General features: G+C 44.8%; 12 protein-coding genes, 2 tRNA genes and 1 pseudogene. 10 read left to right on the plus strand and 5 right to left on the minus strand.

What is annotated here, in order from left to right:
* The 8 genes and pseudogenes from fni to BMX02_RS09885 all read left to right on the plus strand — a co-directional run bounded on the left by fni (position 1) and on the right by BMX02_RS09885 (position 6,265).
* Entirely contained in the window at positions 1-1,080 is a 1,080-nt protein-coding gene (fni, locus tag BMX02_RS09850; RefSeq protein ID WP_091690521.1) for a type 2 isopentenyl-diphosphate Delta-isomerase, read from the plus strand.
* 126 nt (positions 1,081-1,206) lie between these two features.
* Positions 1,207-2,550 (plus strand): RNase J family beta-CASP ribonuclease, encoded by a 1,344-nt coding sequence (locus tag BMX02_RS09855; protein WP_091690522.1) that lies wholly within the window; start codon positions 1,207-1,209, stop codon positions 2,548-2,550.
* Between the two features lie 31 nt (positions 2,551-2,581).
* Positions 2,582-3,550: a polyprenyl synthetase family protein gene (locus tag BMX02_RS09860; protein WP_091690637.1), complete on the plus strand. Its 969-nt coding sequence runs from the start codon at positions 2,582-2,584 to the stop codon at positions 3,548-3,550.
* Between the two features lie 123 nt (positions 3,551-3,673).
* The gene (gene amrS, locus BMX02_RS09865) at positions 3,674-4,699 is read left to right on the plus strand and encodes an AmmeMemoRadiSam system radical SAM enzyme (RefSeq protein ID WP_091690523.1); all 1,026 of its coding nucleotides are present in this window, start codon (positions 3,674-3,676) and stop codon (positions 4,697-4,699) included.
* 135 nt (positions 4,700-4,834) lie between these two features.
* Positions 4,835-4,907 (plus strand) — tRNA-Asn (locus BMX02_RS09870).
* A 22-nt stretch (positions 4,908-4,929) separates the two neighbouring features.
* A tRNA-Ile gene (locus tag BMX02_RS09875) sits at positions 4,930-5,004 on the plus strand.
* A gap of 189 nt (positions 5,005-5,193) precedes the next feature.
* Positions 5,194-5,427: pseudogene (locus BMX02_RS09880) on the plus strand (transposase); the annotation flags it as partial.
* A 79-nt stretch (positions 5,428-5,506) separates the two neighbouring features.
* Positions 5,507-6,265, plus strand: coding sequence for a class I SAM-dependent methyltransferase (locus BMX02_RS09885; protein ID WP_091690524.1), 759 nt, complete (start codon positions 5,507-5,509; stop codon positions 6,263-6,265).
* A gap of 20 nt (positions 6,266-6,285) precedes the next feature.
* On the opposite strand, the gene BMX02_RS09890 is transcribed toward BMX02_RS09885, so the two are convergent.
* The 5 genes from BMX02_RS09890 to BMX02_RS09915 all read right to left on the minus strand — a co-directional run bounded on the left by BMX02_RS09890 (position 6,286) and on the right by BMX02_RS09915 (position 10,917).
* Positions 6,286-7,149: a nicotianamine synthase family protein gene (locus BMX02_RS09890; RefSeq protein ID WP_244625269.1), complete on the minus strand. Its 864-nt coding sequence runs from the start codon at positions 7,147-7,149 to the stop codon at positions 6,286-6,288.
* A 33-nt stretch (positions 7,150-7,182) separates the two neighbouring features.
* Positions 7,183-8,091, minus strand: a complete 909-nt coding sequence (locus tag BMX02_RS09895) for an energy-coupling factor ABC transporter ATP-binding protein (RefSeq protein ID WP_091690526.1) — start codon at positions 8,089-8,091, stop codon at positions 7,183-7,185.
* A gap of 473 nt (positions 8,092-8,564) precedes the next feature.
* Positions 8,565-8,897: an ArsR/SmtB family transcription factor gene (locus tag BMX02_RS09905; RefSeq protein ID WP_091690528.1), complete on the minus strand. Its 333-nt coding sequence runs from the start codon at positions 8,895-8,897 to the stop codon at positions 8,565-8,567.
* An 83-nt stretch (positions 8,898-8,980) separates the two neighbouring features.
* Positions 8,981-10,111, minus strand: coding sequence for a UDP-N-acetylglucosamine--N-acetylmuramyl-(pentapeptide) pyrophosphoryl-undecaprenol N-acetylglucosamine transferase (locus tag BMX02_RS09910; RefSeq protein ID WP_091690529.1), 1,131 nt, complete (start codon positions 10,109-10,111; stop codon positions 8,981-8,983).
* A gap of 23 nt (positions 10,112-10,134) precedes the next feature.
* Positions 10,135-10,917: a phosphatase PAP2 family protein gene (locus tag BMX02_RS09915; protein ID WP_091690530.1), complete on the minus strand. Its 783-nt coding sequence runs from the start codon at positions 10,915-10,917 to the stop codon at positions 10,135-10,137.
* A gap of 166 nt (positions 10,918-11,083) precedes the next feature.
* On the opposite strand from BMX02_RS09915, the gene BMX02_RS09920 reads away from it, so the two are divergent.
* Both BMX02_RS09920 and BMX02_RS09925 read left to right on the plus strand, forming a co-directional pair.
* Positions 11,084-12,121, plus strand: a complete 1,038-nt coding sequence (locus tag BMX02_RS09920; RefSeq protein ID WP_244625271.1) for a lysylphosphatidylglycerol synthase transmembrane domain-containing protein — start codon at positions 11,084-11,086, stop codon at positions 12,119-12,121.
* 113 nt (positions 12,122-12,234) lie between these two features.
* Positions 12,235-12,627 (plus strand): DUF2209 domain-containing protein, encoded by a 393-nt coding sequence (locus BMX02_RS09925; RefSeq protein WP_091690531.1) that lies wholly within the window; start codon positions 12,235-12,237, stop codon positions 12,625-12,627.
* Positions 12,628-12,670 lie beyond the last annotated feature (43 nt).

Genomic DNA, 12,670 nt, shown 5'->3' on the forward strand with positions numbered 1-12,670 from the left:
TTGATAAATTTGAGTACATCCAAGAGAAAGATAGAACATCTCGAGCTTTGTGCGCAGCGTCCGGTAGAATCAAGGGATGTCACATCAGGATTCGATGATGTGATGCTTGTACACAAAGCACTGCCTCAGATCAATATGGACGAGATCGATCTATCCACCAAATTCCTTGGACGGGAACTGAAGGCACCTTTTTTGATAGCATCCATAACCGGTGGCCACCCGGATACCAAGCCGGTAAATGCAGCACTTGCAGAAGCTGCTGAAGAAATGGGTGTTGGTATTGGCGTGGGTAGCCAGAGGGCTGCCATAGAGGACCCTGAGCAGGAAGATTCATTCAGTGTCGTCCGCGATGTGGCACCAGATGCATTTATCTATGGAAATATCGGGGCAGCCCAGCTCAGGGAATATGATCTGGAAGCCATTGAAAGGCTTGTGGAAATGCTGGATGCGGACGCAATGGCAGTTCATCTTAATTTCCTACAGGAGGCTATACAGCCTGAAGGTGACAGGGATGCTACCGGTGTGCTTGAAGCTATAGAAGAAGTATGCTCATTGAAGGTCCCGATTATTGCAAAGGAAACAGGTGCAGGTGTCTCCAAAGAAGATGCACAAATGCTTAAAAGAGCAGGTGTCAGTGCAATAGACGTTGGAGGAGTTGGCGGAACCAGCTGGTCCGGCGTGGAAGTCTATCGGGCAAATGAAAGCGGTGATACCGTATCCGAACATCTGGGAAACCTATACTGGGATTTTGGTATTCCTACGGTTTCCAGTGTGCTTGAATGCAGAAGTTCACTTCCTGTGATAGCCACAGGTGGTGTCAGGACAGGTCTTGATATTGCAAAATCCCTCTCTCTGGGAGCATATGCTGCAAGTGCAGCGCTTCCTTTTGTTGGGCCTGCACTAATTGGGAAAGATGCGGTGGTAGAAAGTTTGTCAGGCATGCTCAATGAACTGAGAGTTGCAATGTTCCTTTGCGGATGTGGAACTGTCAGTGAACTTCGCACTGATTCGAAGACCGTGGTCACAGGCTGGACAAAGGAATACATAACACAGCGTGGTTTTGACATAAATGAACTTTAAGTAAGGTCGTATCTGTAAAAGAGCGATCCGGATCAAAACGACAACAACAATTCACATTCATTTTTTGGTCAAGGGACCAAAGGAATAATTTGTATTGAAAGTAACCAAAATTTATTGGAGGAAAATATGACAGATATTGGAATAATAGCAGTTGGCGGATATAATGAAATGGGCCGCAACATGACTGCTATAAGGGTTGACGAAGACATCATTATCGTAGATATGGGTCTTAGATTGGATAGGGTCCAGATCCATGAGGATGTGGAAATTGATAAGATGCATTCTCTTGAACTGATCGAAATGGGTGCTATACCTGATGATACTATCATGAAGCAGGTCAACGGCAACGTTGCTGCTATCGTTTGTACACACGGGCACCTTGATCACATTGGTGCTATCTCAAAGCTTGCACACAGGTACACTGCACCGATCATTGGTACTCCGTACACCGTTGCTCTTGTTAAGCAGCAGATAGACTCTGAGCGCAAGTTCGGTGTAAAGAACAGGATCATCCCTGTTGAAGCAGGTGGTATCTACCAGGTCAATGATGATGTATCTATTGAGCTGATACGTGTCCAGCACAGTATAATCGACGCTGTGTTCGTAGCAGTCCACACACCAGCTGGTGCTATACTTTATGCTTGTGATTTCAAGCTTGACCGTACACCTACGCTGGGTGAGCAGCCGGACTTTGACAGGCTCAGGGAACTCGGACAGGAAGGCGTTATCTGTATGATGGTAGAGAGTACCAACGCAAACCGTGCAGGAAAAACACCTTCTGAGAGAATTGCTCATGACATGGTTCGTGATGTACTTCTTGGTACGGAGGAATCCGATGTTGGGATGATCGTAACGACATTTGCTTCCCATATAGCCCGTATTAACTCGATCATCCAGTTCGCTGAAGAGATGGGTCGTATTCCTGTATTGATGGGTCGTTCCATGGACAAGTATGTAGTAACTGCAAAGAATATGGGATACATTGATTTCCCTGATAATGTAGAGATCTACGGTAAGAGGAAGGATATCGATAAGGCGTTCAAGAAGATCATGAAAGAAGGGAAGGAAAAATACCTGCCTATTGTAACTGGTCATCAGGGTGAACCTGGTGCTATTCTTTCACGAGTTGCAAATGGTAACACTCCTTATGAGGTTGAGTCCGGAGATCGTATAATCTTCTCTGCAAATGTGATCCCAAGTCCAATGACCCAGGCAAACCGTTATGCACTGGAGACCAAGCTTCGAATGAGGGGTGGCCGTATCTATGATAACGTGCACGTTTCAGGACATGCCTATCGTGAAGATCACTGGGAGCTTCTGAGGTTGATCAATCCGGAACACGTCATTCCTGCACATGGCACTATCGAGATGCACAGTGCTTATATTGAGATGGCAGAAGATGCCGGATACGTTCTGGGCGATACCGTACACCTGTTGAGAAATGGTGAAGAACTATATATTGAAGAATGATCATTTGAATTGTAACATGGTCGTGGTTAGTATGGATCTTATGGATGAAATTAAAAAACGAAGTGTGCATGTCGATATGGGTATAGAGGAACTGCTCCCGATCGAGCATCCTGAAGAGCTTTACAGAGCATCAAGATACTTGCCGGACGCAGGTGGAAAACGCCTCCGTCCTGCAGTCCTTATGCTTGCAACTGAGGCTGTGGGTGGCGACCCCATGTCAGTTGTTCCGGCAGCAGTGGCTCTGGAACTGGTTCACAATTTCACCCTTGTACATGATGACATAATGGACAATGATGATGTCAGGCGCGGAATGCCTGCTGTTCATGTAAAATGGGGTAGTGCAGGTGCTATCCTCGCAGGAGATACTCTCTATTCCAAGGCTTTTGAGATAATCTCATCTATGGAGAAGGATCCTGAACGCATACTGAAGTGTGTCGCTCTTCTCTCAAAGACATGTACTGAAATATGCGAAGGCCAGTGGATGGATGTTGATTTCGAGACCCGCGATACTGTTTCAGAAGAAGAATATCTTGAGATGGTGGAGAAGAAAACATCTGTTCTCTATGGCGCAGCAGCAAAGGTCGGTGCCCTGCTCGGCGGAGCTTCCGATGAGGTTGCAGATGCACTTTATGAGTTTGGTCGTCTTGTAGGTATCAGTTTCCAGATACAGGATGATGTCATCGACATGGTGACCCCTGAAGAGATCCTCGGCAAGGTCCGTGGAAGTGACCTTATAGAAGGCAAGAGGACACTGATAGCTATTCATGCTCTCAACAATGGCGTTGAGCTTGATATATTCGGAAAAGGTGGAACTGCTACCCCAGAGCAGATCGATGAGGCAGTTGCCATACTTGAGAGATCCGGTTCTATTGGGTATGCACAGGAACTTTCTGCATCTTACCTTGAAAATGGTAAAAAGATGCTCGATATTCTTGAGAACTCTGAAGCAAAGGACCTTCTGCTTGCTATCGCAGACTACATGGTGACCAGAAACTATTGATCTTTTTCTTTCCCCTCACTGGGGGGACATTTCTTCTTTTTTATCTTTTTTGCTTCAATTTTCTATTTTATGCAAAAGAAGGTTTTTTAAGCATCTATGATAATGTTGTTCTGGGGAATTCTAATGCTTAAAGAGGCAATGTTCTATGAAAAGTTGGATAAGGGGAAAGTACGATGCAACCTTTGCAATCACAGGTGCAAGATATCTTCCGGTAAAAGAGGCATCTGCGGGGTAAGGGAGAACCGCGATGGTACGCTTTATTCCCTGATCTACAACACAGTTTCCAGTGAGGCAGTTGATCCGATAGAGAAGAAACCATTGTTCCACTTTAAACCGGGTTCAAAGGCTTATTCCCTGGGTACCATCGGATGCAATTTTAGGTGCAAGCACTGCCAGAACTGGACCATTTCCCAGGTCAAGCTGGATGAGGCTGTATCCGTGGAGATCACTCCTGAGGAAGCAGTGGACAGGGCCATTGCGACAGGTTCCGGCTCCATTGCCTGGACCTACAACGAGCCAACCATCTGGTATGAGTACACTTATGATTCTGCAAAGCTGGCAAAAGAAGCTGGACTGGGAACGGTATATGTGACCAATGGTTACATCACTCCGGAAGCGCTGCGGCACATCGCACCTTATCTTGATGCTTTCAGGGTGGACATCAAGGCATTCACGGAAGAGTTCTACAAGGAGACCGTCGGTGCAAAGCTTGCACCTGTGCTGGAATCTGCAAAACTGGCAAAGGAACTTGGAATGCATGTGGAGGTCATAAATCTCATCATCCCGACACTGAACGATTCCGAGGATGAGTTACGGCAACTCTCCACCTGGGTATATGAAAATCTGGGTGCCGATACTCCTATACACTTTACTCGCTTCCAGCCACATTATAAAATGAAGCACCTGCCTCCGACACCGGTGGAAACGCTTGAGGTGGCTCATGGTATTGCATTGGATGAAGGCCTGAAGTACGTTTACATTGGAAACGTATTCGGTCACCAGTATGAGAGCACATATTGCCCTTCCTGTGGTGAACTGCTGATAAAGCGTGGGCTCTTCGATGTGAGCGAGTATAATATGACTCCGGAGCACAAGTGCCGCAATTGTGGGGAACCTATCAACATCTATGGCGAATACGGCGGTCTTTGAAGGGTATTTTGAGGTGGTACCATGGCTCAAAATTGCTAAATTTCCTGCTTGTTGCGGGCTTTTTGCGTTTTCGAACAAAAGGTTTAAGTTCCATAACTGCATTAGGAGGACTCGTGCGTTGAAGCGCAATCAAGTGCCGCTATAACTCAGCTGGTAGAGTGTCTGGCTGTTAACCAGAATGTCGCAGGTTCGAGCCCTGTTGGCGGCGTTTTCTACTTATTCTTTTTTGAGGGCCTATAGCTTAGTCAGGTTAGAGCGCCCGGCTCATAACCGGGCGATCACCGGTTCAAATCCGGTTAGGCCCATCTCAAGTTTTTTTAGTAGTTCTATATCAATGGGTCATATTTGTTTTTTGTAGATTTACTCAACATTGAGTGTTATTTTTAATATCTTTCTTTCCATTCAATTGATGGAAGACTAAGGAAAGATAGGTATAGGATTCATTTACAGCAGATTGGTGACGCTAGCTAAGGAGACATTGTCTTGATAACTGATATTATTGGGGAACACACAACAATATCAAAGAAATTGTCACGTTAGCAAAGATGATCAAGAAATATTCACATGGAATTTTTGAATCGATTACAGCAAACATCAGTAATGGTGCGGAAGGGGGATTGGAAAATAAGACCAAAGCAGCTTTTAAAAGATCATATGGTTTGAAGACCGGGAAATGTGGGAATACAATGATTTTCTTAATGGCAGGAAAACTGGGTTTGGCCACCTGATGTTAAAGAGTACTTAACTATTCACATTTAGTATGAAGAACAGTAATATTAATATAACTGGTGGATAATAGGAAATGTGATGAATACAAAGGAGATCATTGCTGACTACTGGGACCACAGGAGCAGTTCGTACAAGAACGGGGTGAATGGGTTTGATGAAGAGGAACGCTCCCTCTGGAGAACGATCCTCCGCAACCATACAGGTGATAGGACAGGATTGAAGATTCTGGACATCGGGACAGGGGCTGGGTTTCTCGCATTGCTGCTTGCAGAGATGGGGCATGAGGTGACAGCCATAGATATCTCAAGATCCATGCTGGAGAAGGCAGGTCAGAATGCAAAGTCACTGGGGCTGGATATCAATTTTTGCCATGGGGATGCAGAGGATCTGCCGTTTGAGGATGATCATTTCGACATCGTTGTGAGCAAATACCTTCTCTGGACACTCCCACATCCCGACAGGACCGTGCAGGAATGGAAACGGGTATTAAAGATAAATGGCAGGATACTTGCCATCGATGGGAACTGGTTTGACTCCCGATTGGATAAACGTATCAAACGCGGTTTTTCCAAGATTATGACCCTGCTCGTTGAAAAAGGATATTATTGTCATCTATTCCAACGATGTTACGGACCTATCCGCAGGTATCTCCCACTGTACGAGGACATAAATCCCCACAACGTCTCTGCTCTCTTTGACAGAGCAGGGTTCACGAGCACGACCATAGACCCTCTGAGGGAGGTCCACAAGTATCAAAAGAGTCAGTTACCACTTTCAAGAAAGTTCATCTATACCAGTTCCATATTCCTTATTATGGGAGAAAAAGAAGGTAGATGATCTCTGCATAATTTACGAAGTTACGGTCTCTCAGGTGCAGCCGCTGATGATCTGACTGCGAACACAACGGTATTGTAAACCGGGGGTAGAGGGTGGATCCTGCGGCATTCCTTAAACTCATGGGCTAATTTCGCAGGAAGGCCAACAAGGATGCTCCTGTCCAGTAATCTCCTGAGTCCCTTTTCATAGATCCTGCAGGATATCTTAGTCCCTGCTGGCAGTGCCTTTGCCAGCTGCTCGACGATCTCTTTTTTAGGTTGGGCCTGAGCAGCTATCATGATAAGGTCTGCCCCCTCACTTAAAGGCAATTGGAAATGGTTGCCATGGATTATCTCGATGGCATTGGAAAGTCCCAGTTTATCCACCACCTTTCTTGAAAGTTCAGCCCTCTGCTCATCCTGTTCGATACCAATCCCCTTCAATCCGTGCTGATGGCACATGAGTATCAGGGTCACAGGCAAGGGTCCACTTCCAAGGAACACGACCGTATCATTGGCTTTAAGTCCGGCTCCTTGATATTCAGTTCGTACCAGCTGACAATAATTCGGATAAAATGAATAATTTTTCAGCATTTCCCATGGTTCATTACTTGTGAGTATGGAATTTGCATATTCGGTCTCAAGTCTTATGGTATAAAGATATATGAACCTGATAATGGTATCAAGTGCCTGATCGAACCCATGACCATTGAGGATGGCTTCTGCAGCTTCATAATCAATGGGTAGTGTGATCAGGTCATCCAATCTCTGATAAACGTTTTTAAGATGATCCGAAGTATCCTGAAGTATCTCTTCATCTTCAAGATCCTTGATGGATGAATAGATCTTTAATATCTCTTCGATTATTGATTCTGATGAATGGTCCGTGATGCTACACACCTCCACATGCTAATATGTTATTGGGCAGGATATAAAGTTTTAATGGTGATCGTGGCTGTGCAGGAACTTCCGGACCTCCTCATGCGTATGCTCGTGGATATGGAGGTGGATGTGTCCACTGCCGCTTTCTATCGTCCTGGTGAGAAACTCTACAGCCTCATCGATCGACATGGGCAGGCTATCGCAGTCGTACCCGAAATATGTCAGTACCTTGAACATCTTGAACACGTCTGGTGCTTCTAGATGATTCATTTCCAGAAGTTCTGAATTGGAGAATATCTCCCGCGGCGTTCCCTCAGCGACGATCTTTCTGTTCAGCACATAGACGCGGTCTGATAGGGTCGGGAGGGCGTTCACATCGTGCATGGCGATCACCGTGGTAATCCCGTCCTTATTCAAGCCACTGATCACCTGTATCAGGTCTGCCCTGCTCTTTGGATCAAGGTTGGCTGTTGGTTCGTCCAGGATCAGTATCCGTGGTTCCATGGACAATACAGCCGCGAGTGCTGCTCTTTTCTTCTGCCCATAGCTCAGGTTGTGCGGAACCCTGTCCTCAAATCCCTCAAGTCCGACACGGGACAGAGCTTTTTTCACCCGTTTCTTCACTTCCGCTTCATCCAGTCCCATGTTGATGGGACCAAATGCCACATCATCGAAGATTGTGGGCATGAACAGCTGGTCGTCAGGGTCCTGGAACACGATTCCCACCTCTTTGATCCTCTCTTCGACTTTCATATCGCCTAGATTCTTTCCAAAGATCATGACCGTGTTATCTTTGCTCTTGAGAGTACCATTGAGGTGAAGGAAAAGGGTGGTTTTTCCGGCACCATTGGGTCCGACGATCACGATCTTCTCACCTTCATGGATGACGATATCGATATCCTTTAGGGCTTTTGTCCCATCCGGATATGAATAGCTCAAACTGTTGACTGATATCGCTTCTTTCATAGGGACACCCGTTGATCAATGTACAATAGGATTGCAACCAGTATCAAAGCTAGGCTTAATAGATATTCCTTTGCCTGGAGGTTGAACCTCGTCAATGTTTTTGGATTGCCGGTATATCCTTTTACCACCATTGCCTGATACGCCCTCTGCGCCCGATCATCGCTTTTGATGAGCAACATCCTTATGATGTTTCCTGGTATGGAAAGGCCGTAAGACTTGTCTTCAGTTCAAAGCCCTTAGAGCCCATTGCCCGCCACATACGCTGGAACTCGTCTATATAAAGATACAGTGGAATAAATACTTAAATTTTATCGATACAGCCATGCAAGTAGCGGGAAGTTCTCAGTTTTCACTTTACAGTTGTAAATACTCAAAATGAACATGCACACAACATCAATTGCTGACCTTGATCTTGTTAAAATTTTGATCTATTCTATTTGTTGATCTAAAAAATAAGAGGAGCACTCAAAGGTTCATGGTTCCACTTTGTACTTCCTGCCCTCTTCTGTTGGATGATAGATTATCCAGTTGCCACTTTTCTCTCGATGAATAAGTCCATTGTCCACAAGGATCGAAAGGTGGTAGGAAAGTTTTGAATCGGGCATATTTGTGATCTCCTTGATCAGGCAGACACACAGGGGCTGTACCAGTACAAGGTTGAGTATCTTCAGGCGGATAGAGGATGATAGTGCATGATGTATGCCACTTTGCCTGGCAAGCTTCTCATCATCTGCGATCCTCAGTGCAATGCCTTCAGTTCCCCCAAGCATCTTCACTTCATTTTCGATCGGTTCAGGAATTATCATTTAATGCACCCATTGGAAATAGTATTGAGTAAACGTTGTTATCCTTATGGTATCAGGAGTGAAATAGCTTTTGTAGCGTAAGATCATTGCATGTATCTGGATTCCATCATCCTTGTAATGGCAGATGGTCCGTTAAGCTCGTTGGAGAGGTTGTGTAGTTCCTTACTTTTTTCAAGCAACTTCCCGTCATTTGTGATCTCATATATGTATTCAAGGAGTTGTTCGGGGGATAAGGAATAGTTCAGCCTCCTTCCACATCCGTCTTCTTCCAGTGCAGTAGCGTTGTTCTCCTGTTCGTTGTGTCCAATATCCGGGAAAGATAGCATCGGGATACCAAATGAAAGTGCTTCCATCATCGTACTGTGACCGCCAGGCGCAATGACAAGGTCGGAACTTTTTATGTATGGGAACTGGTCCTCAATGAATCTGAGTATGGTCACGTTCTCCGGCAGGTCAATGAAGTCATCGGGATCAACGCTTGGCCCGGACAGGAGCGTATAACTGATCGTAGGATCAAGTCTTGCTGTTTCTATAACCTTTTGAAATATGGGTTTACGATATCCGAAACCACCAACTGTGGAAAGCACATGTGGTCTGCTAAGGTCAGCTTCGATCACTTCTTCATACTTTTTTCCGACAAGAGGTCCGCTGTAGAACACAGCGTCTTCCGTTTCATCCTCAAGATCTAGGTTCAGGCGACAGATGGTATCCGGCATGGGATAATCCGGTATGATGATCCCGTCAACTTTCCTGAATATCGCATTATAGAATCTCTTTGTGATCCTTCCAATGAGCTTCATGAAAAATCCTTTATTGTAGAAGAATTCCTCCATGTTGGACTGGTTTATCATAAGGTGCACAGGGATCTTCTTGAACATCGCAGCAAGGGTTGCAGTGTAATAACTGTCTGATACAACTACCTGAGGGTTGAATTCGTTCAGTTGCCTGCTGACCTTTTTGATCCCGAGCAATTGACCACTTTTGATGGTAGCAATGACTGATCGCTTAAGATCAAGGCTTCCGGCATCACCCACAAGCTGGATCTCCGGTGGGATCTCTATGGTTTGCAGTCCCTTCTTTTCAATAAGTTCCCTGGAATATCCATAGGCACCGATCATCACATCATGGCCTGCTGCTTGCATTTGTTGTGCAAGTGGGATGCAGCGGCTGGTATGTCCAAGGCCTTCCCCGCAAACAAAGAGCATTATTTTCATTGTGATATCCTTCCCTTACTCTCTCACTCTTTTTTTCTGATTTCCTGTTCATCTTTCCATACGATCCTTTCGGAAAATCCTACTATATTTTCACGATATCTTGTTGCAATATAGTAACTTGTAAATGCCAGCATTATACCTCCGATCATATCAGTGATCCAGTGTATTCCCAGGTACAATATCGTGAACTGGATGGCAATGGTAATTGTAACTGCAATTGTCTTAAACCCTATGTGTTCTGCTCTGGATATAATGAGTAACATTGCCATAAGGGAAAGTGCTGCATGAAGGCTTGGGAAGCAATTGTCAAGTGTCGGGTCACAGATGCGTACAAAATGTATTATGGATGGATCAAGTGTGTAAAGCAGTGGTGCCATATTGGGTAACGTCTTACTGGTTACATCCACAGGGAACAATATGTAGAACGGGTATGCTATCAGGTAGATGAGTGTAAATGCTATAGAGAACTCCTGCAGGCTTTTTTCATCCTTTTTATATGCGAATACGAGGAATGTACCAATCAGGAGGCCGGAGAATCCGATAAGGTATACAAAGGCTGAAATGTATGTAAGCCACGGTGTGGCAAAATCCTGTAGGTGAGTTACGGCACCGCCTTCTATCATGACCATGAACCTTGCATAATTCAATGTCGGGTTAAGCTTTAGCAGATGTTCAATGTCTAGCTGCAGCAGCATCAGACCAAATACAAGGGTTGCAGCAAATGCATAAGGAAGGAAATTGGACATAAGATTCGGTTTGTTGTTTGATCCTGTTCCTTTTCCTCTAATTTCCGCATCTTTCTGCATTTTTTACTTCCATCATCTTTTTTACTTAGGATGAATTAGAATGCATCATATTTATGCATTATGTATATAGTCAGACGAGTCGATATATCGAAACAAATCTGTTATATGGGACTACAGATATATTCAGTAATATTGTTTCAACTGAAAAACCCCGTTAGCTATAGGAATGATCTATGTGAACAAGTTAAGAAAATGGCTGTCAGTTTCGCTTCTCATAAGTGCCATTTCCATTGTTCTTGTTATGTTCTATACAATAGATCCACAAACACTGGAGCTTATCCATGATATCAGGCCGGAGTTCCTTCTGGCTGCCGTATTTCTTCACTTGAGTTCCTACGTGGTCTGGGGCTTGCGGACAAAGACAATGTGCAACTCACTTGGTTTCAGGGTGGGCTTATCCAGATCGATCGAGATCGTTACTTCAAGCACTTTCCTTGCATCCGTCACTCCATCATCAATTGGTGGAGAGCCTTTGAGAGTACATCTGCTCAATCAGGACAATGTACCTGTGGGAAAGGCTACTGCAGTAGTTCTTGGAGAGCGATTACTTGACGGCATCCTGATCATGATGTCAGCCCCGCTTGCCCTTCACCTGTTCCGCAGGATCATATCTTCATCCGGACTGGACATTGTAATAATGGCTGGCGAGTTGTTTCTGGTACTTGTGTTTGTAATGGTGATCTATGCAGTCTGGCATCCTCGCCATACAAAGAAAGCGCTTTACTTCATACTTCATCGGGTCGCAGGATCTATGGGTAAAGGAAATGATCCCCGCCTTGACAGGGTTCTGGAAAAGATCGATCTGATCATTGAGGATTTCCATGACAGCATGGCCTTCTTTGTGACAAAAGGTCGTAAAGGACTGCTATTTGGTAGTGTTTACACTATCCTTTTCTGGTTGGTTGAATTTGCCATGGTCCCGGTGATCCTCATGGGATTGAACCAGCCACCGTCTGTCATTATCTCATTTGCTGCACAGGTCCTGCTAATGATCCTTTTGGTCATCCCGGTCACTCCTGGTTCAAGTGGTGTGGCCGAGCTTGGTGCAACTTCCCTGTTCTCGGTGTTCGTTCCGGCTTACATGGTTGGTATAGTTGTTATTGCATGGCGTGTTTTCACACTTTATATGAACCTCATTGTAGGTGGCTTTGTAAGCTTCAAAATACTCAAGGATGCAGATTATATCCGGAACCTTATGAAATGATGTTCTCGATACCTGAACGAATGACTTTACAAATAGCTGAACTGGAATCTCTGTATGAACAATGACCGGGACCGATACTTGAATTAATGAACAATGCCTATGCGAGTAATAGAATGTTTCCAATAATAGCCGTTGACATCTCAGGTCGTCACAGGATAAATAAGGAGTACTACATGGTCTGTGCTGCTGTTGCAGTTGATGTCTCTGCAAGTCATATCGAATCAATTTCCCAGATCGCTATCAAACCGTTCCTGACAACTTCAGCACCAGATATTACAGATGTTGTTAGCATTATCGAAACAACTGTTGCTGGGATAAATTATCCCGGTACCATTGTAGTGGAGCACGGTGATCTATACAATCAGCCGGAATGGCTTTCAAAGAGAATGTTCTCACGGGAGTTCAAGTATCAGGAATCTCTAAGCGAAAGACTGGCAATAGAATTTGCACACCATGTGTCCCTAAGTTCCAGAAATCTCCTTATGAAGGAATTAAGTATTGATTGATTGATTGATTGATTGATTGATTGATTGATTGATCCACCGATCC

This window comes from Methanococcoides vulcani, from assembly GCF_900111645.1.
Classification (GTDB): domain Archaea; phylum Halobacteriota; class Methanosarcinia; order Methanosarcinales; family Methanosarcinaceae; genus Methanococcoides; species Methanococcoides vulcani.